Annotated in this window: 22 protein-coding genes, 1 pseudogene and 1 riboswitch; of the genes and pseudogenes, 14 read left to right on the top strand and 9 right to left on the bottom strand. The window is 75.1% G+C overall.

Annotated elements, in window-relative coordinates; all coding sequences use genetic code 11:
• Window positions 1–45 precede the first annotated feature (45 nt).
• From QDR37_RS05490 to QDR37_RS05480, 3 genes are read left to right on the top strand one after another with little or no spacing between them, the layout of a single operon-like run.
• Window positions 46–846 carry an inositol monophosphatase family protein gene (locus tag QDR37_RS05490; protein WP_279712602.1) on the top strand — a complete coding sequence of 267 codons (801 nt, stop codon included), beginning with the start codon at window positions 46–48 and terminating at the stop codon, window positions 844–846.
• 44 nt (window positions 847–890) lie between these two features.
• Window positions 891–1,202, top strand: coding sequence for a hypothetical protein (locus QDR37_RS05485; protein ID WP_279712601.1), 312 nt, complete (start codon window positions 891–893; stop codon window positions 1,200–1,202).
• A 4-nt stretch (window positions 1,203–1,206) separates the two neighbouring features.
• Window positions 1,207–1,980, top strand: a complete 774-nt coding sequence (locus QDR37_RS05480; protein WP_279712600.1) for an SDR family NAD(P)-dependent oxidoreductase — start codon at window positions 1,207–1,209, stop codon at window positions 1,978–1,980.
• Between the two features lie 111 nt (window positions 1,981–2,091).
• Here the strand turns inward: QDR37_RS05480 and QDR37_RS05475 are convergent, their stop codons facing one another.
• The 4 genes from QDR37_RS05475 to QDR37_RS05460 form a co-directional block, all read right to left on the bottom strand.
• Entirely contained in the window at window positions 2,092–3,198 is a 1,107-nt protein-coding gene (locus QDR37_RS05475) for a Gfo/Idh/MocA family oxidoreductase (protein WP_279712599.1), read from the bottom strand.
• A complete protein-coding gene (locus QDR37_RS05470; protein WP_279712598.1) occupies window positions 3,195–3,938 on the bottom strand; it encodes a sugar phosphate isomerase/epimerase in 744 nt (247 codons plus the stop codon). The genes QDR37_RS05475 and QDR37_RS05470 overlap by 4 nt, the downstream gene beginning before the upstream one ends.
• Before the next feature lie 175 nt (window positions 3,939–4,113).
• The gene (locus QDR37_RS05465) at window positions 4,114–5,337 is read right to left on the bottom strand and encodes a transglycosylase domain-containing protein (protein WP_279712597.1); all 1,224 of its coding nucleotides are present in this window, start codon (window positions 5,335–5,337) and stop codon (window positions 4,114–4,116) included.
• A gap of 135 nt (window positions 5,338–5,472) precedes the next feature.
• Window positions 5,473–7,644, bottom strand: a complete 2,172-nt coding sequence (locus tag QDR37_RS05460) for an EAL domain-containing protein (RefSeq protein ID WP_279712596.1) — start codon at window positions 7,642–7,644, stop codon at window positions 5,473–5,475.
• A 178-nt stretch (window positions 7,645–7,822) separates the two neighbouring features.
• A riboswitch (cyclic di-GMP riboswitch) is annotated at window positions 7,823–7,897 on the top strand.
• Window positions 7,898–7,917: 20 nt separating this feature from the next.
• Here QDR37_RS05460 and QDR37_RS05455 point away from each other — a divergent pair.
• From QDR37_RS05455 to QDR37_RS05440, 4 genes are all read left to right on the top strand, one after another.
• Window positions 7,918–8,988 carry a GAF domain-containing protein gene (locus QDR37_RS05455; RefSeq protein ID WP_279712595.1) on the top strand — a complete coding sequence of 357 codons (1,071 nt, stop codon included), beginning with the start codon at window positions 7,918–7,920 and terminating at the stop codon, window positions 8,986–8,988.
• A 25-nt stretch (window positions 8,989–9,013) separates the two neighbouring features.
• Complete coding sequence (locus QDR37_RS05450; protein ID WP_279712594.1) at window positions 9,014–10,243, top strand: hypothetical protein; 1,230 nt, start codon at window positions 9,014–9,016, stop codon at window positions 10,241–10,243.
• A 578-nt stretch (window positions 10,244–10,821) separates the two neighbouring features.
• On the top strand, window positions 10,822–11,304 hold the full coding sequence (locus QDR37_RS05445) for a MarR family transcriptional regulator (RefSeq protein ID WP_279712593.1): 483 nt from the start codon (window positions 10,822–10,824) through the stop codon (window positions 11,302–11,304).
• Between the two features lie 69 nt (window positions 11,305–11,373).
• Window positions 11,374–11,688: a hypothetical protein gene (locus tag QDR37_RS05440; protein WP_279712592.1), complete on the top strand. Its 315-nt coding sequence runs from the start codon at window positions 11,374–11,376 to the stop codon at window positions 11,686–11,688.
• Between the two features lie 19 nt (window positions 11,689–11,707).
• Here the strand turns inward: QDR37_RS05440 and QDR37_RS05435 are convergent, their stop codons facing one another.
• Both QDR37_RS05435 and QDR37_RS05430 read right to left on the bottom strand, forming a co-directional pair.
• Window positions 11,708–11,941, bottom strand: a complete 234-nt coding sequence (locus QDR37_RS05435; protein ID WP_279712591.1) for a hypothetical protein — start codon at window positions 11,939–11,941, stop codon at window positions 11,708–11,710.
• Window positions 11,942–11,982: 41 nt separating this feature from the next.
• Complete coding sequence (locus QDR37_RS05430; protein ID WP_279712590.1) at window positions 11,983–12,336, bottom strand: hypothetical protein; 354 nt, start codon at window positions 12,334–12,336, stop codon at window positions 11,983–11,985.
• Between the two features lie 176 nt (window positions 12,337–12,512).
• Here QDR37_RS05430 and QDR37_RS05425 point away from each other — a divergent pair, with 176 nt between their 5' ends.
• The 6 genes from QDR37_RS05425 (at window position 12,513) to QDR37_RS05400 (ending at window position 18,358) form a co-directional block, all read left to right on the top strand.
• The gene (locus tag QDR37_RS05425) at window positions 12,513–12,794 is read left to right on the top strand and encodes a YciI family protein (protein ID WP_279712589.1); all 282 of its coding nucleotides are present in this window, start codon (window positions 12,513–12,515) and stop codon (window positions 12,792–12,794) included.
• Between the two features lie 131 nt (window positions 12,795–12,925).
• Window positions 12,926–13,885 carry a MetQ/NlpA family ABC transporter substrate-binding protein gene (locus QDR37_RS05420; protein WP_279712588.1) on the top strand — a complete coding sequence of 320 codons (960 nt, stop codon included), beginning with the start codon at window positions 12,926–12,928 and terminating at the stop codon, window positions 13,883–13,885.
• A 64-nt stretch (window positions 13,886–13,949) separates the two neighbouring features.
• Complete coding sequence (locus QDR37_RS05415; protein ID WP_279712586.1) at window positions 13,950–14,969, top strand: methionine ABC transporter ATP-binding protein; 1,020 nt, start codon at window positions 13,950–13,952, stop codon at window positions 14,967–14,969.
• Window positions 14,966–15,625: an ABC transporter permease gene (locus QDR37_RS05410; protein WP_279712584.1), complete on the top strand. Its 660-nt coding sequence runs from the start codon at window positions 14,966–14,968 to the stop codon at window positions 15,623–15,625. Before QDR37_RS05415 ends, QDR37_RS05410 begins: the two co-directional genes overlap by 4 nt.
• Window positions 15,622–16,788: an N-methyl-L-tryptophan oxidase gene (solA, locus tag QDR37_RS05405; RefSeq protein ID WP_279712582.1), complete on the top strand. Its 1,167-nt coding sequence runs from the start codon at window positions 15,622–15,624 to the stop codon at window positions 16,786–16,788. Before QDR37_RS05410 ends, solA begins: the two co-directional genes overlap by 4 nt.
• Before the next feature lie 106 nt (window positions 16,789–16,894).
• Complete coding sequence (locus QDR37_RS05400; RefSeq protein ID WP_279712581.1) at window positions 16,895–18,358, top strand: aldehyde dehydrogenase family protein; 1,464 nt, start codon at window positions 16,895–16,897, stop codon at window positions 18,356–18,358.
• Window positions 18,359–18,367: 9 nt separating this feature from the next.
• Here QDR37_RS05400 and QDR37_RS05395 read toward each other — a convergent pair whose 3' ends face one another.
• The 3 genes and pseudogenes from QDR37_RS05395 to QDR37_RS05385 all read right to left on the bottom strand — a co-directional run bounded on the left by QDR37_RS05395 (window position 18,368) and on the right by QDR37_RS05385 (window position 20,387).
• A complete protein-coding gene (locus QDR37_RS05395; RefSeq protein WP_279712580.1) occupies window positions 18,368–19,015 on the bottom strand; it encodes a GntR family transcriptional regulator in 648 nt (215 codons plus the stop codon).
• Window positions 19,012–19,923 (bottom strand): EamA family transporter, encoded by a 912-nt coding sequence (locus tag QDR37_RS05390; protein ID WP_279712579.1) that lies wholly within the window; start codon window positions 19,921–19,923, stop codon window positions 19,012–19,014. The genes QDR37_RS05395 and QDR37_RS05390 overlap by 4 nt, the downstream gene beginning before the upstream one ends.
• Window positions 19,924–19,975: 52 nt before the next feature.
• Window positions 19,976–20,387: pseudogene (locus QDR37_RS05385) on the bottom strand (Rid family hydrolase).
• Between the two features lie 77 nt (window positions 20,388–20,464).
• On the opposite strand from QDR37_RS05385, the gene QDR37_RS05380 reads away from it, so the two are divergent.
• On the top strand, window positions 20,465–21,304 hold the full coding sequence (locus tag QDR37_RS05380) for an aldolase/citrate lyase family protein (protein WP_279712578.1): 840 nt from the start codon (window positions 20,465–20,467) through the stop codon (window positions 21,302–21,304).
• Window positions 21,305–21,456: the final 152 nt, after the last annotated feature.

Here is a 21,456-nt window from a genome sequence, read left to right as displayed (position 1 = left end):
GAACCTGCGGGGGCCGGCGGCCCCGATCTGCGGCAGGCTTGCGCCGTGCCGTACGAGGACCTGCTCGAGACCGCCCGGAGCATCGCCGAGGAGGCCGCGGCCCTCGCGGCGCGGCTCCGGCGCGAGGGCGTCGAGGTCGCGGGCACGAAGTCGTCACCGATCGACGTCGTCACCGCCGCCGACGAGGCGTCCGAGGCCCTGATCCGCGGCCGTCTCGCCGACCTGCGGCCGGACGACGGCTTCCTCGGCGAGGAGTCCGGCGCCGAGCGCGGCACGAGCGGCCTCACGTGGGTCGTCGACCCCATCGACGGCACCGTGAACTACCTCTACGGGCTGCCGAACTGGTCGGTCTCGATCGCGATCGTCGAGGGGGAGCCGGACCCCGCCTCATGGCGGGCGCTCGCCGGGGTGGTCGCGGCGCCCGCGCTCGCGGAGACGTACTGGGCGACCGCCGGCGGTGGCGCCCACCGCAACGGCGAGCGGCTCGCGGTCCGTCCGCCGGTGGCGCTCGACCGGGCGCTGCTCGCCACCGGCTTCCACTACACGCAGGCCGTCCGCGGCAACCAGGCGCGGGTCGTCGCCGGGCTGCTGCCGCTCGTCCGCGACCTCCGCCGCGCGGGCGGCGCCGCGCTCGACCTCGCCGCGGTCGCCGCGGGGACGATCGACGGGATGTTCGAGCAGGGCCTCAACCCCTGGGACCAGGCCGCGGGCGCCCTGCTCGTGCGCGAGGCCGGCGGAGTGGTCGAGGGTCTCGACGGCGCGGCCCCGTCCGCCCGCATGATCATGGCCGGCACCCGCGAGGTGATCGACGAGCTGGACGCCGCCCTCCAGCGGCTCGGCGCCTGATCGCCGCGCAGGTTCCGCCCGGGCGCGCTGCCTAGCGTTCCCGTATGAGCGACGAGCAGCAGCGGAAGCCGATCATCGAGTCCCCGCCGAACGTGGACCCGTCGGAGCGCAAGGACACCGACTACAGCCCGAGCAGCGACCGCGAGGTGTCCGAGCTGCAGCAGGATCAGGGCGGCAGCCCGGCGCTGCAGGATCCGGACATCGACCGCAGCAAGGTGAAGGTGCTGCCCGGCACGGGTGACTACACGGACTCCGGCGACGTCGAGGTCGACGAGAGCGACGTGCACATCCCTCGGCATCCGGGCGCCGACGGCGTCGGCCCCGTGGCGCAGCGGCGTCCCGACGACGAGCCCTGAGCCGATGGCGGGGGAGAGGGACCGGTTCGACCTGACCGGCCGGATCGCGCTCGTCACCGGCGCGGGCCGCGGGCTCGGTCGCGCCATCGCGGTCGCGCTCGCGGAGGCGGGCGCCGACGTGGCGCTCGGACTCCGTGACGCCGCGCACGACGAGGGACCGGCCGACGAGATCCGCGCGCTCGGGCGCCGCGTGCTGCCGCTGCAGCTCGACGTGACCGACCTCGAGCAGGGCCGCGCGGCCGTGCAGTCCTGCGTCGACCGGCTCGGGGGCCTCGACGTGCTCGTGAACAACGCGGGCGGCGGCATCTCCGAGCCGGCTGCCGAGGTTACGCCCGAGCACTTCGACGCCGTCTGGGCGCTGAACACGCGGTCGACGTTCTTCCTGTCGCAGTACGCGGCGGCGCACATGCGGACCGCGGGCGGCGGCGCGATCGTGAACATGGCCTCGCAGGCGGGGCTCGTGGCGCTGCCGACCGAGTCGGCCTACTGCGTCGCGAAGGCCGCGGTCATCCACCTCACCCGCTGCCTCGCGGTCGAGTGGGGGACCGACGGCATCCGCGTGAACGCGGTGGCGCCGACCTTCATCGAGACCGACGGCACGGCCTCCGCGCTCGGCGACCCCGACTTCCGGGCCGACACCGTCGAGCGGATCGCGGCGCTGCACCGCATCGGCGTGCCCGACGAGGTCGCGGGCGCGGTGGTGTTCCTCGCATCGCCGGCCGCGTCGCTCATCACCGGCCAGACGCTCGCCATCGACGGAGGCTGGACCGCCCGCTGACGTCGGCGCCCTCACACGGCGGCGATACCGGCCGTAGGTACTTCGCCCTCGTGTAGGTGCGACACGCGACGTGCGCACCTACACGAGGGCGGGTCACCTACACGCGGTACCTCAGAGGGTCTGCTGCGCCGGGTCCCAGCCCTCAGGGAGCGGCTCCGGCTGCGCGACGCGGCTGCGGATCGGCACGAACGCGTCGGTCTCCGCCGCGTCGGTGACCGACAGCATGACGTCGAGCACGTGCGCCGCGAGCTCGCCGCTCGCCCGCTCGGGCACGCCCGCCCGGATCGCGCGGGCGAGGTCGACGACGCCGGTGCCGCGCCCGGCCGCCGAACCCGACTCGACGAGGGTCTCGGGCTGCTCGGCGCCGCGCGCGTAGAGCGTGGTGGGACCGTCGAAGCGGTTCGGGTCGGGCAGCACGAGCACGCCCTCGGTGCCCGTGATCTCGACGAAGCCCTGCCGCGGCAGCGCGGACTGGAAGCTGAAGGTCGACTGCGCCGACGTGCCGTTCTCGAACCGGAGCAGCACGCCGTAGTGCGTCGGCACCTCGACCGGGAAGTCGGTGCCCGCGAGCGGCCCGGATCCGATCGTCCGGGTCGAGAACGCGGTCGACGCGGCGGCCGCGACCGCGCCCACCGGCCCGAACGCCGACACGAGCGTCGTGAGGTAGTAGGGCCCCATGTCGAGCAGGGGTCCGCCCCCCTTGGCGAAGAGGAACGCGGGGTTCGGGTGCCACGACTCCGGGCCGGGCGACAGCATCATCGTCGCCGCGGTGGTCGGCGTGCCGATGCGGCCGTCGCGGATCGCGCGCAGCGCGGTCTGGATGCCGGCGCCGAGCACGGTGTCGGGCGCGCAGGCGACGCGGAGGCCGGCCTCCCGGGCGTGCGCGAGGAGGGCGTCGGCCTCGTCGCGGTTCACGGTGAGCGGCTTCTCGTTCCAGACGTGCTTACCGGCGTCGAGCGCGGAGTGCGCCACCTCGGCGTGCGCGGCGGGGATCGTCAGGTTGACGACGATCTCGACGTCGTCGGAGGCGAGCAGCTCGGGAACGGTGCCGGCGCCCGGGATGCCGAACGTCTCGGCCTGCGCGCGGGCGCGCTCCACGTCGATGTCGGCGACGAACACGACGCGCACGTCGGGGAAGGTGACGAGGTTCTGCAGGTACTGGTTGCTGATGACGCCCGCGCCGATGACGCCGACGCCGACCGGGCCGGTGCCGCTCATCGGTCGTGCTCCGACACCCAGGCGAACGAGGCGGCGAGCCCGTCGAACGGGTCGCCGTCGTAGTCGTCGAACTCGAGCACGCGCATCGCTCGCGGCGCGGCCGCGAGCACGGCAGGCACGTCGACCTCGCCCTGCCCGGCCGGCAGCTGGGTCCTGGTGTCGCGGCTGATCGGGCCGTCCTTGACGTGGATCAGCTGCACCCGGTCGCCGAGGCGGCGGAGCAGGTCGGGAGCGTCGACGCCGCCGACGCTCGCCCAGAAGGTGTCGACCTCGAGCACGACCTCCGGGGAGAGCTCCGCGGCGAGCACCTCGAGGGCGGGAGTGCCGTCCACGCGGTTCTCGAGCTCCCACCAGTGGTTGTGGTAGCCGAACGCGAGGCCCGCCTGCGACGCCCGCTCGGCGGCGCGGTTCATCAGCTCGGCGGCCCGCTGCACGTCGTCGGCGGTCGTCCACTGCTCGCGCGGGTGGTGCGGGTCGATGAGGGTCCCGACGCCGAGCCGCTTCGCCGCCTCGAAGGCGGGCGCCGGGTCGTCGTACTGCAGCACGGGCGCGTGCGCGGACGGCGCCGACAGCCCGGTCGCCTCGAGCGCGGCGGCGTACTGGTCGGCCTTGTCGACGAACCCGTACAGCTCGACGTTCGTGAAGCCGATGTCGGCGAGGCGCTGCAGCGACCCCTGGAGGTCGTCCGCCACCGCCCCCCGGACCGAGTAGAGCTGGACGGACAGCGGTCTTCCGGGCACGGTGCTCCTTCGCCTGAACCTCCGGCGCCGCCCGTCGACGGCGCCCGCCGGTCACGCTACTGCGGGGTCGTGAGAAGCCTCCTGGACGCCCGGTCCGCAGCAGAGGCGGTGCTGCGCGTCGGCTCCACCTGGACGGAAGGACGCGCCGGAGCGGACCGGAACGGCTCGGGGCCGCTCAGCCGCGGGCGAGCCCGAGGCCCGACCGGGAGAAGGCCGCCGCCTGCGCCGCTGTCAGCGACCCCGTCGCCGCGAGCCGGTCGAGCACGTGCGCGCGGCGACTCGCCGCGAGACCCGGGTGGGTCACCGGGTCGTAGGCGGTGGGCGCCTGCACGAGACCCGCCAGCAGCGCCGCCTGCGGCCAGGTGAGGTGGTCGGCGCTGCGCGAGAAGTACCCCTCGGCCGCGGCGGCGACCCCGTAGTAGCCGTGCCCGAAGTACGCGGTGTTCAGGTACATGCGCAGGATCTGCGCCTTGGAGTACGTGCGGTCGAGCTTCAGCGCGAGGCCCACCTGCTCCATCCGGTCGATCGTGCCCTGGTGTCCGTTGGTGTAGAGCATCTTGGCGAGCTGCTGCTCGATGGTGGCGCCCCCGGCGTCCTGACGGCCCTGCACCGTACCGACGATCCAGCGAGCGGCGCCGAGCGGGTCGACGCCCGGGTGCGCGTAGTACCGCGCGTCCTCGGTGGCGAGCAGCGCCGCCGCCACCCGGGTGGGCGCCGAGGCCGTGCGCAGGGTCGCGGAGTGCGCGGCGGCGAGCACCCGCACCCGATCGGGCGCGTCCGCGACGCTCGGAACGGCGAGCACGAGCCCGGCGGTGCCGAGGGCGCCGACGAGGGCGAGCACGCCGACGAGGGCCACGCAGCGCGCGAGGATCCCGGGCAGCCGGGAGCGGCCGGCGGTCGCGCCGCGCGTGCCCCGCACCGCGAGCAGGGCGCCGATCAGCGCCCCGAGGGCGTTCAGGGCGAAGTCCGAGAGCGACGGCACACGCGTGGGGATGACGAACTGCGCGAGCTCGCTGAGCCCGCTGAGCGCGAGCCCGGCCACCACGCCGGGCAGGCGACGCCCGGTGCGCCGCGCGGGCAGGAACCCGATCGGCACGAACAGCAGCACGTTGCCGACGGCCTGCAGGCCGCTGCTCAGCGCCGAGCGGGTGCCCGCGTCCGCCGACGGCGGCAGCAGGGCGAGCACCGCGCGGATCACGAGGTGATCGAGGTGGAACGGCAGCAGCAGCACCGCGGCCACGACGAGGAACACGAGCACGGTCACGAGACGCCCCCGTCGACGCCGCACGGTCTGCCGCGGGCCGCGCCGCTGCCCGCCGGACGGCTGCCGCCGCCGGTCGGGCCGTCCGCTCGGAAGGGTCGACGGCAGCGGCAGCGTCGCATCCGACGGTGCGGCCACGTGCTCCTCCTTCCGGGCGTCCCAGCATCCGGCGCGCCGGGTGAGAAGGCGCGAAGACGGGTCGAGGACCTCTCCAAGGATCCAGGCTGCGCCGCCGCCGGGCCAGGTGCCGCCCGCCCCCCGAGCGAGGGGCCGTCAGATCAGGTCGAGCGCCTCGCCGAGCGCCGGCGCGGCCGCCAGTGCCTCCTCCGGCGGCAGCGCTGCGCCGAGCAGGAAGCCCTGGGCGCGCGAGCAGCCCGCGCTGCGGACGGCCCGCAGCTGCTCAGGGGTCTCCACCCCCTCGGCGACGACGCGCAGCCCGAGGCCCAGCCCGAGCTTCGCGACCGCCTGCAGCACCGTCGAGGCCACCGCGCCGCCGCGCTGCACGAGCGACCGGTCGATCTTCAGCTCCTGCACCGGCAGGTCCTGCAGCTGGGCGAGCGACGAGTACCCGGTGCCGAAGTCGTCGACGGCGGTCTCGACGCCGAGCGCCCGCAGCCGGGCGAGCTGCCCCGCGACCCGAGCCGGATCGTGGACGAGCGCGGTCTCGGTGAGCTCGACGGTGAGGTTCCAGGTGCGGTCCGGGTACGCCGCGAGCACCCGGGCGACGTCCGTCGCGAGATCCGCCTCGGTGAGCCCGATCGGGCTCGTGTTCACAGCGATGCAGAGCCCCTCGACGCCGGCCCGGTCGATGGCCGCGCAGGCCTGCTCGAGCACCTGCACGTCGAGGTCGTGGACGAGGCCGCCGACCTCGGCGAGGGCGACGAACCGCTCGGTGGGCACCTCGCCGAGCAGCGGGTGGATCCAGCGGGCGAGCGCCTCGAAGCCGGTCAGCCGGCCGGTGCGCAGGTCGTACTGCGGTTGCAGTGCGATGCCGATCTCCCGCCGATCGAGCGCGAGGTGCAGGTCGGTGTCGAGCGCGAGCAGGTCGACGCCGGGCGCATCGAGCTCGCGCCGGTGTCGCCGCTCCTTCACGCGGTACATCGCGGCGTCTGCCTGGCGCAGCAGCGCGTCGGCCGTCTCGGCGGCCGGCTCGGTCCGCATCCGGCCCGTCGCGATGCCGACCGACATCGTGACGAACACCGGGCGGCCGTGGATCGTGAAGGGCAGCCGGAGCGCGGCCTCGAGCCGCTCGGCGAAGGCGCGCGCATGGTCCGGGCTCACGAGCTCCGGCAGCACGATCACGAACTCGTCGCCGCCGGCGCGCCCGACCGTGTCGATCGCGCCGGCCACTGCTGCGAGGCGCCCCGCCACCTGACGGAGCACCTCGTCGCCGGCCCCGTGCCCGAGGGCGTCGTTGATGCGCTTGAAGCGGTCGATGTCGCAGAAGAGCACGCCGGTGAGGCCGTCGCGCTCGAGCGCGTCGGCGAGCCGCTCGGTCACGACCGGACGGGTCGCGACGCCCGTGAGGGCGTCCTCGCGCGCGTCCCGGCGCACCCGCTCGAGCAGCGCGACGTTGTCGAGGGCCGTCGCGGCGAGCCCGGCGATGGCCGTGAGCGACTCGGTGAGGCCCTGGGGGAGCTCCGCGGGGGCGGGCGAGTCGGCCCAGTGGCAGACGAGGAGCCCGTGGAGCTCGGCCCCCGAGCGCACCGGCACGGCGACGAAGCCGTTGCTCGAGAGCCGCCGCAGCATGTCGGCGGCCCACGGCGACGAGTCGGGCCGGACGAGCAGGATCCGCGGGTTCGCGAGCATGTCGTCGAACTCGGGGGAGTCCTCGGGTCGCAGCCGGAGCTCCTCGACCTCGGGCGCGAGCTCGCCCCAGCCCGCGCGGCTCGCGATGCGCAGCCGGCCGCGCGCGGCGTCGATGACCGCGACGCTGCAGCGGTCGAGGCCGAGGTGGCGCACCGTCTGCGCCACCTCCTGGGCGATCGAGGCCTCGGCGGGGCTTCGCCCCAGTCGCGCGGCGAGATCGAGCAGGAGCGCGGTGGTGCGTGCCTCGTCCGCGAGGAGCCGGCGCTGCTCGACCGAATCGGAGACGTCGAGCTGCGCGCTGATGAAGCCCTGCAGCGTGCCGTCGTCCGCGCGCAGCGGCTGGATGCGCAGGAAGTTCCAGAACGGGGTCCCGTCCTTGCGTACGTTGAACACCTCGCAGGAGTAGGCGCGGCCTGCGCGCAGCGCCTCGTCGAGCTCGGCGAGGGTCCGCTCGTCGGTCTCGGGCGACTGCAGGAAGCCGCAGGTGCGGCCGCGCACCTCGTCCTGGGTGTACCCGGTCATCCGGGTGAAGGCGGCGTTCGCCACCAGGATCCGCTGCTGCGCGTCGGTGATCAGCGACGCCGCGGGCAGTGCGAACAGGGCCTGCGCGACGACCTCCTCGGGCAGGGCGTCCACCCCTCCTCCTCCTTCCGCTCCGAGGATGCCGGAGCCGTGGATCCCCACCGTGGCACAGGGCGCCGACGCCACCCTGCACCCCCGAACTGGCGGGTGACCGGGGAAGACCGGTCGTTCTACCCTGGCGCTGAGCGGATCGCGGGGCCCGCTCGCGGTATCCCCGCAGCCGTCGCTCCTTCCACGACAACGGCAAACCCGGCGCGAGCCGGGGACGCAAAGCCACGGGACCCTCGAGGTCAGCCGGGTTACCGAACGAAAGTCGAGTGCCGCCACATGAGCGTCCTCCCGATGGTGCTCCGCCCGCTCGCGGCGGAGCCGCACCTCCTTCCGACCGACGATCCGCGTGTGTCCGCATCCGGGCCCGATCCGCACCAGCTGCTGCTGCTCGGCGCCGAGGCGTCCCTGCTGCACGGCGTCCGGTGCCACGGGCTGGGCGTGGCCGGGCAGCTCGCGCGCCGCATGCCGCCGTTCACCGGGCACGGGGCCGACGTCGAGGTCGTCCCGATGCGACGGCTCGCCGCCTCGGCCCTGGACCGAGGCCTGCACGGACGGGACGTCGCGCACGTCGACGCCGCCGTCGTCGTCGCCGGTCCCGCGCCGCTCCGGCGCGGTTCGGCGAACCGCCTGCGCGACCTGCTCGCCGAGCTGTGCCGCCGGCTTCCGGCGGGCGTCCCCGTCGTCGCTGCGATCGTGACGGGGGACCCGTCGCCGCAGGCGCTGCTGCGATCCGCCGTCCCGGCGGACGTGGTGCTCGTCGAGCTGCCCGAGGCGGCTCCCGGGCGCCCGAGCGACACCTACGCCGCCTGGGCCGGCGCGGTCGCACGCGGGCTCGCGCCGCACGTGGGCCGCGCCGAGCGACGGAGCGCACCGGTCGACGAGCCTCGACGGCAGGCGGCAGTAAACCGGCTCGCGGGGCTCGACCTGAGCCGCGACGACGAGCTCGGACGCATCGTGGCCTCCGCCCGCGCCGGCTACGGCACCCGCTACGCGGCCCTCAGCGTGATCGACGCGGACCGCACGCGCTTCTCGGTGCGGCAGGGCTTCGAGCTCGAGGAGATCGACCGGTACGACTCGTTCTGCGCGTCGGCGTTGCACGAGCGCCGCGGGCTGCTCGTCCGCGACGCGCGCAGCGACCCGGCGTTCCGCTCGCTCCCGTCGGTGCAGGACGGCACCGACCGCTTCTACGCGGGGCACCCGGTGGAGGGGCCCGACGGCCAGCCGGTCGCGGTGCTCTGCGTCTTCGACCCCGAACCGCGGAGCGACGGCACGGACGACCTCGTGCTGCTCCGCGACCTGGCCGTGGCGGCCCGGCGACGGCTCTTCGACGCCGCCGCCGGCCGCTGACGATCGCGGGAACGGGGTCACCTCGATGAGCTGGGCGATCGCGCTGCCGCGTCCTCGCGTCACCGCAGCGCGCGCGAGTGCCGCCGAACCGGTCGCGACGCCGAGCGACCATGCACGGGTCGAGAACCGGCCGGACCCGGTCGCGGCGATCTCCGCCGGTGGGGCCGAGCCGTTCCGGGTGCTGGTCTTCGGCGGCGGCGCCCTCGTCGGCTGGGGCCTCCGGGAGCACCGGCTCGGCCTGCCCGGCTACCTGGCGGAGGAGCTGGCCCGGCTGACGGGCCACGGCATCGACCTCGACGTGGTGGTGGAGCCGGATCCCACACGGCTTCCGGCTCTCGCCGCGCTCCGCGGGCTGCGCCTGAAGCGCTTCGACGCCGTCGTCGTCGTGCTGGGGGAGCGCGCAGCCCTCGACCGCTCGCGTCAGGGCGGGTGGGGTGCGGAGGTCGCGACGGCGCTGCGGCTGCTGCAGAGCGAGTGCGCCCCGACGGCAGCGCTCGCGGTGCTGACCTCGGCGTCCGCGATGCTCGCGCTCGAGGAGCGCGGGTGGGGCGGCCGTGCCGCGCGCACCGTCGCCGAGCAGCAGGCCGCGGTGGTCGAGCAGCTCTGCGCCACCAGCCGGCGGGTGCTCTTCACCGACCTCGCCGCTCCCGCCGGCGAGACGGGGCGGCAGCTGCCAGCGCACGCCTACCGCGACTGGGGCGGCGTCGTGGCGGACCGTCTCGCACCGCGGCTGACGGCGGCCGCCGCCGCGGTCTCGGTGGAGTCGCCGTCGGTCTTCCGGGGCCGCAACGACGAGTGGAGCCGCCAGAAGGCGCTCACCGCGATGCGGCTCTCCGCGGACCAGCAGAACCCGTTGCTCGAGGAGCTGGTGCGGGAGGCCCGGCGCTACCATCGCGTGTCCGGGGCGGCGCTGACCCTCCTGGACGGCGACCTCCAGTGGGCCCTCGCCGCGGAGCCCGCGCAGCCGGTGCGGCCGCGCACCGAGGGCTACTGCCAGGTCACGGTGAAGCGCGACGGCATCACGCTGATCAACGACGCGCAGAAGGACGGGCGCGTCGCGGATCTGCCCCTCGCGCAGCGGCTCCGCTTCTACGCCGCGTACCCGCTGCACAGCTGGGACGGCCACCGCATCGGTTCGTTCTGCATCTTCGACCCGAAGCCGCGGGCGCTGCGCGAGGGCGACTTCGGTCGGCTGCACGACCTCGCGAGGCGCGCGGAGCAGGAGCTCTGGGCCCGGGCGCTGCGCAGCCGCTGATCGCGTCGCGGGTCCGGACGCCGACGACCGGACCTGCGGCGCGGGATCGCCGCGGGCCGGCGACCTGAGCATCTCGCCGACGCGCTCGCCCAGGACGCGTACCGTCCGCTGCTCCAGCCGCTGCGGCGCCGGACCCGCACCACCGCCTCCCGTGAGGCGCTGCGGTCGCCGTTCCGGTGCCGCGCCGCGAAACCCTGCAGGGCGACCCGGGCCGCGTCGAGGTCGTCCTCGCGCCACCGGCGCAGCACGAGCGGGCCCGGTGACAGCACGAACGGCGCGGCCGGACTCCGGGGTCGTGCCCTCGCACGACGCGCCTCGAACGGGAAAGAGCGCCACGGATGGCCGGCCCCCCGACCGGCCATCCGTGGCGCTCTTCAGCTTCGGCTGCTCGAGCTCCGATCCCCCAATCGAAGCGAGGCCCGATGCAGGAATGCTATGCGGATCGGGAGGCGCGGCGCTCGCCCCGCGCGTCCCCAATCCGGGGCGCGACCAGGGCGGCCGTACCCGTTCACGGGTAACGCGGAGACCCCCGCTAGCCGAGAACCGGCAGAATGGGAGCCCGGCCGGAAGGGGGCGACATGGCGCTCGAGGATGTGCCGCTCGCCGACGGCGACGCGCGGGTGCGGCCGCTCGCCGACGCGATCCGTCTGTTCGACTACGAGTACCGGCAGTTCCGCATGCGGGTCGCCGCCTCCCAGGGGCTCAGCATCCCCGAGTTCGACGCCTTCACCATCGTCACCTTCTCGTCGGCGCCGATCACGCCGAAGCGTCTCGCCGAGGACCTGCGCATGACCACCGGCGCGGTGACGGCGATGGTGGACCGCCTCGTGGGCAACGGCCTGTTCGTCCGCCGGCCGCACCCCACCGACCGGCGCAGCGTGCACGTCGAGCTCACGCCGGCCGGCCAGGAGATCGTCGAGAACATCTACCGCGGCTTCGTGCGGGCCTTCTCACCGTTCGCCGGTCTGTCGGACGACCACCTCGACCGCCTCGTCGCCGACGTCGTCGCGGTCACCGAGGCGGTCAGGGTGGGCGACCAGCAGCTCGATCCGGCCCGCTGAGCCGACGCGCACTCCCGCACCGTTGTCAAGGGTCGCCCACGGGCGCGCCCACCTGCCTAGCGTGCTCGGATGCAGCGTCTCACCGTCGCCCAGCGGTCGTTCCTCGTCGGGAACGGCGTCGCCGCGCTCGTGCTCGAGTACGCGGCGCTGCTCGGCCGCATCCGGGGCTCGGACATCGTCCGGCTCGCCGCGCTCGACGAGGACCAGGAGGCCCGGGTGTCGATCGCGCTGCTCCTGAACGCCGGCACCCAGCTGCTCGCCGAGGACGCCGGCGACGGCCCGGAGCCCGACAACGGCTCTGCCGAGCGCTACCTCCGCGGGCGGCTCGACGCCTACACGGGAGCGGTCGTGCCGCCGCTCGGGGCCGAGGCCGTGGCGTCGTAGCGCGCCGGCGCAAGAGGGCTCATGACGCCGCGCGGGCGGCCTCGAGGATGCGGCCCACCTGCTGCTCGTCGAGCTCGAACGCCACCGTCAGCGCGATGCGGCCCGTCCCTCCCCGGTCGTAGACCATCCGCAGCTCGTCGGACTGCGGGTCGAACTCGTGGTCCTGCAGCCGCCACGCACCCGCCTCCCGCTGCAGGGCCGCGAAGAGGGATGCGGAGTCGAGCATCAGGGTCACGCTCGTGTCACTGGCCATGGCGGCCAGTGTCCTCCCGGTGCCGCAGCGGCACGAACCGGTCAGCAGCCGACGCAGGCGCGGCCGGGCCGGCAGGTGGTGCGCAGACCGCCGCTCGCCTCGCTGACGGCCTCGATCGCCGTCCAGAACTCGCGGACCGGCGCCGTCGCCCCGCAGACGATGCACTCGATGCTCGCGAGCCCGACGGGGACGCTGAACACGGTGAGGACGGACGACTGGCAGAGCAGCAGCACGTCCTCCTCGCGGCAGCTGGGGCAGCGGGCGTGCACGACGTAGGCGGCCGGCTCGTCCGCGTCGCCGTGGCGCGTGTGGTGGTTGCAGCCGCAGACGGGCGGTGCGACGACGCCGGGCCGGCCCTGCGCATGGCGGGGCTCGGTCGCGCGGACGGCTCGCACGGATCGGCCTCCTCGGCTCGGTCGCTGCAGCAGCGGCGCCCGGTCCGGCGGGCGGCTGCGGGGGATCAGCGTACGCGGCTCCCGCCCTCCCGCCGCGGCGGCGCGACGCACGGCGTGCCGACTGTTCGCACCGGGGCGCGCGGCGGCCGGGCGGCCGCGCTGCCACACTGGCGCCCGTGCTGTACCTGCTGCGCTACGACATCGTCCCCGGCGCCGCGAGCCGGGTGCCGGAGGTGTACCCGCGCCACCGCGCCTACCTCGACGAGGTCGCCGTCGGCGGCGACCTGCTGCTGATCGGACCGCTCCTGCCTGCACCCGGCAGCGGCTCGCTGGCCGTCTTCCGCACCCGCGCGGCGGCCGAGGCGTTCCCGCAGCACGACCCGTTCGTGCTCGAGGGGCTCGCCGAGCCGCTGCCCGTGCAGGAGTGGAACGCGCTCGAGCTCCCGCCCCGCGGCTGAGCGTCGCCCGCGGTCATCCGGCGTCGCATTCCGCAACACGGATTCGGCGCGCGGCCCCATCGCCCTGCACGGTGGTCCGGGCGCACCGAACGGCCGCGCCCCACCGACGTCCCGAACGAGCAGAGGCCACGATGAGCGACCCCCGCAGCAGCACCCCGTCCGATCCCGCCCCGCAGCTCCCCACGAGGGCCCGTCGCCGCGGTCCGGTGATCGCGGTCGTCGCCGCCGCCGCGGTGGTCGTCGCCGCCGTCGCCGTCGGGGTCGCGGTCGTCGGTCGCCAGTCCGCCGCCGGAGCGCCTGACAAGACGGTGACGATCGGCGTCGCCGACATCGCGCAGCCGCACTGGAAGCCGTTCATCGCGCTCGCGAAGCAGCGGCTCGGCGTGACCGTGAAGCTCGTGAACTTCACCGACTACAGCCAGCCGAACCCCGCGCTGTCGCAGGGGCAGACGGACCTCAACGAGTTCCAGCACCTGCAGTACCTCGCGAACTACAACGTGACGAGCAAGGACGACCTCCAGCCGATCGGCGCCACGGCGATCTACCCGCTGCCGCTCTACTCGACGAAGTACTCGTCGCCGTCCGCGCTGCCGAAGGACGCGAAGGTCGCGATCCCGAACGACGCGGTGAACGAGGCCCGCGGCCTGCTCGTGCTGCAGAGCGCGAAGCTGCTCACGCTGAAGGGGGGCGGCACGGCCTTCTCGACCACGAAGGACATCACCTCGTCGAAGATCCAGGTGCAGCCGATCGACGCCTCGCAGACGGCGAACGCCGTGAAGAACGGCTCGGTCGCCGCCGCCATCGTGAACAAGAACTACGCCATCGACGCCGGCCTCACCGGCGCGCAGGCGATCGCGCAGGACGACCCGAAGTCGGCCTCGGCGGCCCCGTACGTGAACGCGTTCGTCGCCCGCAAGGCCGACGCATCGAAGGGGCTGTACCAGAAGCTGGCGGCGCTCTACCAGGCCCCCGCGGTCAAGGCGCTCGTCGAGAAGGAGAACGGCGGCACCGCGGTCTTCGAGACCTGGAGCCCGAAGCGGCTGCAGTCGACGCTCGCGAAGGTCGAGTCGGACGCGAAGGCCGCCCAGTAGCGGCACGGCAGGGAGGGTGCGGTCCGGCGGCGACGCCGGACCGCACCCGTGCGAGGGGAGCAGCATGACCGCGGCGGTCCGGGTCGAGCACGTGACGAAGCGCTTCGGCGACCTCGTCGCGCTCGACGACGTGAGCCTCGAGGTCGAGGAGGGCGGCGTGCTCGGGGTGATCGGCTACTCGGGCGCCGGCAAGAGCACCCTCGTCCGCCTCATGAACGGGCTCGAGCAGCCCACGACGGGCCGGGTGCTCGTCGGCGACGCCGAGATCTCCGCGCTGCCGGAGCGCGAGCTGCGCCGGGTGCGGCGGGACATCGGGATGATCTTCCAGCAGTTCAACCTGTTCCGGGCGCGCACCGTCGCGGGCAACGTCGCGTACCCGCTCCGCGTGGCCGGCGTCTCGAGGACCGAGCGCGATGCACGCGTCGCCCGGGTGCTCGACTTCGTCGGCCTGCTCGACAAGGCCCACGCCCACCCCGAGCAGCTCTCCGGCGGGCAGAAGCAGCGGGTCGGCATCGCCCGGGCGCTCGCGACGAGCCCGCGGCTGCTGCTCGCGGACGAGGCGACGAGCGCGCTCGACCCCGAGACGACGGCCGACGTGCTCGCGCTGCTGAAGCGGGTGAACCGCGAGCTCGGCATCACCATCGTGCTCATCACCCACGAGATGGAGGCGGTGAAGGCGGTGGCGCAGCAGGTGGTCGTGATGGAGGCGGGCCGCATCGTCGAGCGCGGCTCGCTCGTCGACGTCTTCAGCGCCCCGGCGACGCCGGCGGCGGCGCGCTTCGTGCGGAGCGTGCTCCACGACCGGCCGACCGGCGCGACCCTCGACCGGCTGCGCTCGGCGCACCGCGGCCGGCTCGTCACGGTCCGCGTCGCCGACCGGCCCGGATTCACCGCCACGGTCTCCGACGCCTTCGCGAAGCGCCGCCTGTCGAACGAGCTCGTGTTCGGCGGCATCTCCGAGCTCGGCGACCGATCGGTGGGCGCCCTCACGTACGCGCTCGACGGCCCCGGCGCCGCGGTCGACGAGGCGCTCGCCGAGCTGCGCGGGGCCGGCATCGCCGTCGAGGAGGAGGCCGCCGGATGAACGGGTTCCTCGCCGACCTGCCCACCTACCTCACCGCGATCGGGCAGACGCTCTTCATCGTGCTCGTCTCGCTCGTGGTCGCGGGCGCGCTCGGCCTCGTGCTCGGCGTCGCGCTCGCGGTGACCCGCAGGGGCGGCCTGCTGTCGAACCCCGTGCTGTTCGCGGTGCTGAACGTCGTCGTGAACATCGTGCGGCCGATCCCGTTCGTGATCTTCGTCATCGCGATCGCACCCGTGACGATCGGGGTGCTCGGCACCTACCTCGGCCCGGCCGCCGCGACCTTCGCCCTGTCGCTCGCGGCGGCGTTCGCCGTCTCGCGCATCGTCGAGCAGAGCCTCGTCGCCGTGGACCCCGGCGTGCTCGAGGCCGCGCGAGCGGCGGGCGCATCGCCGCTGCGCACCATCGCGACCGTGCTGATCCCCGAGGGGCTCGGTCCGCTCATCCTCGGCTACACGTTCCTCTTCGTCGGGATCGTCGACATGTCGGCGCAGGTGGGCCTCATCGGCGGCGGCGGCCTCGGTGACTTCGCCGTCACGTACGGGTCGCAGCGCTACGACTGGCCCGTCGTCTACATCACGGTCGCGACGATCATCGTGCTCGTGCAGATCGGGCAGCTCGTCGGCAACCGCCTCGCGCGGCTGGCGCTGCGCCGGTGAGCGGCGCGTCCGCCGTGACGGAGCAGCGGGTGGACGGCGTCGTCGTCGTCGGCCTCGGCGGCATCGGCTCCGCCGCGGCGCACGCGCTGGCCGCGCGCGGGGAGACGGTCCTCGGGCTCGACCCCCGGTCGGCCGGGCACCGCGACGGCAGCTCGCACGGGGCCGCCCGGCTCGTGCGGCAGGCGTACTTCGAGGACCCGGCCTACGTGCCGCTCGCCGCGCGCGCCTGGCGGCTGTGGCACGACCTCGAAGCGGCTGCAGGGGAGCGGCTGCTCACGCCGGCGGGCGTCCTCACGCTCGCCGCCCCCGACGACCCGAGGGGTGTCGTGCCGGCCGTGCTCGGCGCCGCCGAGCGGCACGGGCTGCCGGTCGAGGCGCTCGCCGCGGGCGAGGTCCGCCGCCGATACCCCGCGGTGCGGCTCGGCGACGACTGGCAGGCGGTGCTCGAGCGCGACGCCGGATTCGTCGATCCGGAGGCGACGGTCCGCGCCCAGCTCCGTCTCGCCGGAGCGGCCGGCGCCGAGCTCCGCGCCGACCGGGTGGTCGCGATCGAGCCCGGCGACGAGCCGGTCGTCGTCACCACGGCCCGCCGCTACCGCGCCCGCGCGGTGGTCGTCGCGGCCGGGCCCTGGGCGCCCGGGCTGCTCGCCGATGCGGGGCTGCCGATCGTCGCGCGCCGCAAGGTCGTCGCCCACTTCACCCCGCGCGATCCCGCAGCGCTCGGTCCCGCCGCGCTGCCGGGCTTCGTGCTGAGCGACGCGGCAGGCCTCTTCTACGGCTTCCCCTTCCTGCCGGGGCACGGCGTGCGCATCGGGCGCCACGACGGCGGCGAGGACACGACGCCGGAGGGCGTGGACCGCGTCGTGCGTCCCGAGGAGGTCGCCGAGCTGCGCGCGGCGCTCGAGCGGGTGCTGCCCGAGGCCGCGGGGCCCCTGCTCTCCGCGGTCACCTGCCTCTATACGATGAGCCCCGACGGCGACTTCCTGCTGGGCCCGCTGCCGGGGGCACCGGGCGTCGTGGTCGCCACGGGCTGCTCCGGGCACGCCTTCAAGTTCGTGCCCGCGCTCGGCGAGGCGCTCGCCGACCTCGCGACCGGACGCGCGCCGGGGCTGGAGCTCGGCTTCCTCGACCCCGCCCGTTTCGCGTCCGCCGCATCCGCCTGAGCACCCCGGCCGGCCTTCGAAGCGACCGGCAGGGGTCCCGCTCCCGTCGGCCCCTCCCCATCCGGTCTTGCTAGCGTCCGCACGTCCCGACGCGATGGAGCACGGCATGGCACTTCTCGATCTGGGCGCCCGCAGCGAGCGCCTCTTCCTGGCAGGCGAGTGGACGACCGGGTCCGGCGTCACCCGCGACGTCGTCTGCCCGTCGGACGGCTCGAGCCTCGGCACGGTGGGCCTCGCCGACGCGAGCGACGTCGACCGCGCGGTGCGGGCGGCGCGACGCGCTCAGCCCGCGTGGGCCGCCGCTCCGTTCGACGAGCGCGCGGCCGTGCTGCGCCGGGCCGCCGCGCTGCTCGAGGCGAACGCCGACGAGTACGCCGGCCTGCTCGTCGGCGAGGCGGGCTCCGCACGCGGCAAGGCGGCCTTCGAGGTCGGGCTCGTCGTGAGCGAGCTGCACTTCGCCGCCGCGCTCGCCCTCGCCCCGACGGGGCAGGTGCTCCGCACCGCCAAGCCGCGGCTGAGCCTCGCGCAGCGGGTGCCGGTCGGCGTCGTCGGCGTCATCTCGCCCTTCAACTTCCCCGGCATCCTCTCGACGCGCAGCGTGGCCCCGGCGCTCGCGCTCGGCAACGCCGTCGTGCTGAAGCCCGATCCGCGCACCGCCGTCACCGGCGGCCTGTTCCTCGCCGAGCTGCTCGCGCAGGCGGGGCTGCCCGCTGGCGTGCTGTCGGTGCTGCCCGGCGGCGCCGAGGCGGGAGGCGCGCTCGTCGAGCACCCGGACGTGCGCGTGATCTCGTTCACCGGCTCGACCGCCGCCGGTCGGCGCGTCGGCGAGCAGGCGGGGCGGCTGCTGAAGCGGGCGCACCTCGAGCTCGGCGGCAACAACGCGCTCGTCGTGCTCGACGACGTCGACGTGGATGCCGCCGTGAGCGCCGGCGCGTGGGGGTCGTTCCTGCACCAGGGCCAGATCTGCATGACCGCCGGCCGTCACCTCGTGCACGCCTCGGTGTACGACCGGTACGTCGACGGGCTCGCGGCGAGCGCCGACCGCCTGCCCGTCGGCGACCCCCGCAGCGACGACGTCGCCCTCGGGCCGATCATCGACGCGCACCAGCGCGACCACGTGCACGAGCTCGTCACCGCGTCGGTCGACGCGGGCGCCCGGCTCGCCGCGGGCGGCACGTACGACGAGCTCTTCTACCGCCCGACGGTGCTCGCCGAGGTGCGGCCGGACCACCGGGCGTTCGCGGAGGAGGTGTTCGGACCGGTCGCGCCCGTGCTGCGGTTCGAGTCCGAGGACGAGCTGGTCGATGTCGTGAACCGCAGCGAGTACGGCCTCTCGCTCGGCATCCTCACCCGCGACGTCATGCGCGGGCTGTCCCTCGCCGAGCGGCTGCCCTCCGGCATCGTGCACATCAACGACCAGACGGTCGACGACGAGTCCGTCGCGCCCTTCGGCGGCGTCGCCGCCTCGGGCACCGGCGTGCGCTTCGGCGGCTTCGAGGCGAACGCCGAGGCCTTCACCGAGACGCGCTGGATCACGGCGCAGGGGTCGATCGAGCGCTACCCCTTCTGACGGCGGCGTTCATGCCTGCCGCGGTATGCCGAGCCGCTCGAGGGTGTCGTCGAGGTGCTCGCGCACCGGCGGCGCCCCGAGCCGCTGCACGTCGGCGAGCAGCGCGCGGTGCTGCCGCTCGAGCTCGCCGGCGCCGTAGCGGGGACGGGCGTGCAGGAGCAGCAGGCTGAGCTCGTCGCTCAGCTGCTCGTGGGCCCGGGTGATGCGCGGGCTGCCCGCGGCCGCGACGAGCGCGCGGTGCACCGCGCTGTGCGCCTGCAGGGTCTCGGCCTCGTCGCCGTCGCGCTCCGCGGCGCGCAGCCGGCCGAGCGCCGCGTCGATCGGCGCGAGGACCGCCTGCGGCCAGGGGGCGCCCCCGTACCGGCGGTGGAGCAGGTCGGCGGCCTCGCTCTCGAGCGCCCGGCGGAGGTCCTGCAGCGCCGCGGCCTCCGCCTCGTCGAAGGGCGGCACCCGGGCGCCCACGAACGGCGCCGTGCGCACGAGTCCCGTGCCCGCGAGGTTCGCGAGCGCCGTGCGCACCGTGTGCCGGGAGACACCGAACCGGGCGGCGAGCGGCTCCTCCCGCAACGGGCTGCCGAGCGCGATGCGACCGCTCAGGATCTCCGACCGCAGCTCGGCGGCGACGCGCAGCACCGCGGTGTCGCGGGAGGCGGTCACGTCGTCGGCAGCGCGTCCGGCACGGCCGCTCCCGCACGCGGCAGCGCGAGCAGCGACAGCGCGAGCAGCAGCAGCAGCCCGCCGACGATCGCGGGCGCCGAGAGCCGCTCGCCGAGCACGAGCACGCCGAGCACGGCGGCGACCACCGGCTCCGCGAGCGTCAGCGTGGAGACGGTCGCGGCGGGCAGCCGCTCGAGACCGCGGGTGAAGAGCAGGTACGCGGCGGTGGTCGTCATCACCCCGAGCCAGAGCACGGCGAGCAGCTGGGGACCCGTCGTGATCCCGCCGTCCCCGACGACCGCGAGCTCGAGCGCGCTCACGACGCCGGCGGTGCCGAACACCGCCCCAACGGCGGCCGTGGTGCTCCAGCCGCGGTCGAGCAGGCCCTTCACGCCCAGGGTGTACGTCGAGTAGGCGACGCCGGCCGCGAGCGAGGCGACCGCGCCCGCGGGCGAGACCGGACTCGCGCCGCCGTCGAGCAGGCCGCTCAGCAGCACGACGCCGAGCACGGCGATCGCGGTGCACAGGAACCAGCGCGAGGAGGGCCTGCGACGCAGGGCGAGCCAGCTCCAGAGCCCGGTGAAGACGGGGGAGGAGCCGAGCGCGACGAGCGTGCCGACGGCGACCCCGTTCGCGCGGACGCCGGCGAAGAACGCGGGCTGGTAGACGACGACGCCCGCCGTGCCCGCGGCGACGAGCAGCAGCGCGCGCCACGCGACGGGGCGCCCCGGCGGCAGGGCGAGCCGGGGCCGCCGTCGTGCGAGCGCGATTACCGCGAGCAGCAGGCCGCCGAGCGCGATGCGCAGGGCCCCGGTGACGACGGGGTCGAGGTCCGGCAGCCCGAGCGCGCGCGTCGTTCCGGTGGTGCCGAAGAGCGCCGAGGCGAGGAGCACGAGCAGGACGGGCACGGCGAGGATTGTTACACAATCCTCGCCCTCCGTGCTGGTCCCGCGCGGGTCGTCACCCCGGGTCGATCACGGCCGCGATCGCCTCGATCTCGACGAGCTGGTCGGGCCACCCGAGCACGGTGACGCCCAGCAGGGTGCTCGGCACCTCGTGCGGGCCGAAGGCGTCGTGGACCACCGTCCACACCGTGCCGAGGTCGGCTCGATCCGTCGAGGCGACGAGCACGCGTGTCGCGAGCACGTCGGTCAGGGTCGCGCCGGCGTCCGCGAGGGCCTGCGTCATGGTCTCGAGGCAGCGGGCTGCCTGCGCGGCGAGGTCGCCGACACCGACGGTGGCGCCGTGCTCGTCGAGCGGGCACGCGCCCGCGAGCACGATCAGCCGCGCCTCCGGCGGGGGCGGTGGCGGCCACGGCGTACGGGGTGGCGGGAGGGACGGACGAGCGGATCAGCTGCACGGCGGACGGCACGGCTCGAGTCTGGCCGGCCGGTCACCGCGCGATCGGGCGCGTTCTCGGCGGGCTGCGGGGCACGCCAGGATGGATCCGTGGCACAGAGGGACGTCGACCCCGCGATCTCGCGGTCCTGGTTGCTCGTGAACGGCTCGGCGGGCGCGGACGCGTTCGACCGGGCACGAGCGTCACGAGCGGACCAGATCGTGCTCGACATCGAGGACGCGGTCGACCCGGCGAACAAGGCGCAGGCGCGCGACTCCGTGGTCGAGTGGCTGTCGCGCGGCGGCGAGCATCGGGCCTGGGTGCGCATCAACGACCACTCGACCGCGTTCTGGTCCGACGACGTGCTCGCCATCGCGGGCCTGCCCGGGCTGCAGGGCGTCGTGCTCGCGAAGACCGAGGCCGGCGAGCACGTCACCGAGACCTTCGACCGGCTCGGCGGCGCGACGCCCGTGCTGCCGCTGCTCGAGTCGGCGCTCGGCATCGAGGAGGCGGTGACGGTCGCGAAGTCGCGCGGCGCCTTCCGCCTCGCCTTCGGCAGCGGCGACTACCGCCGCGACACGGGCACGAGCGCCGACGACCTCGCGATGGCGTACCCGCGCTCCCGGCTCGTCGTCGCGAGCCGCATCGGCGACCTGCCCGGCCCGATCGACGGCCCGACCGTCGGCACGAGCCATGCGGTGCTCCGCGAGCAGGCCGAGGTGACGGTCGCGCTCGGCCTCACCGGCAAGCTCTGCCTCGACGTCGGTCAGCTGCCGGTGATCAACGAGGTCATCAGCCCGACGCCGTCCGACGTGGCGTGGGCTCGCGACTTCCTCGACGACTTCGAGGCGCGCGGCCGGATCGTCCGCGACGGCAGCGACCTGCCGCGCCTCGGCCGTGCGCGCAAGATCGAGCTGCTCGCCGCGGCGTTCGGGGTGCAGCCGAACTGATCGCCGCGGCTCAGTCCTCGCGGGGAAGGCGGCGCGCCAGCGCGCCGCCTGGTACAGGAGCGCTCCGGCGGCGAGCGAGACGGCGACGACCGCGCCGACGGCCGCCGCGACGCCGCGCGGCGCGGCGGTCGCCACGCTGAGCAGGACCGCGG

It is taken from the genome of Amnibacterium sp. CER49 (genome assembly GCF_029846255.1).
In the GTDB taxonomy this organism is placed as follows: domain Bacteria; phylum Actinomycetota; class Actinomycetes; order Actinomycetales; family Microbacteriaceae; genus Amnibacterium.
Note: the sequence above shows the minus strand (reverse complement) of the source record. Positions and strands in the feature narration are given on the sequence as shown.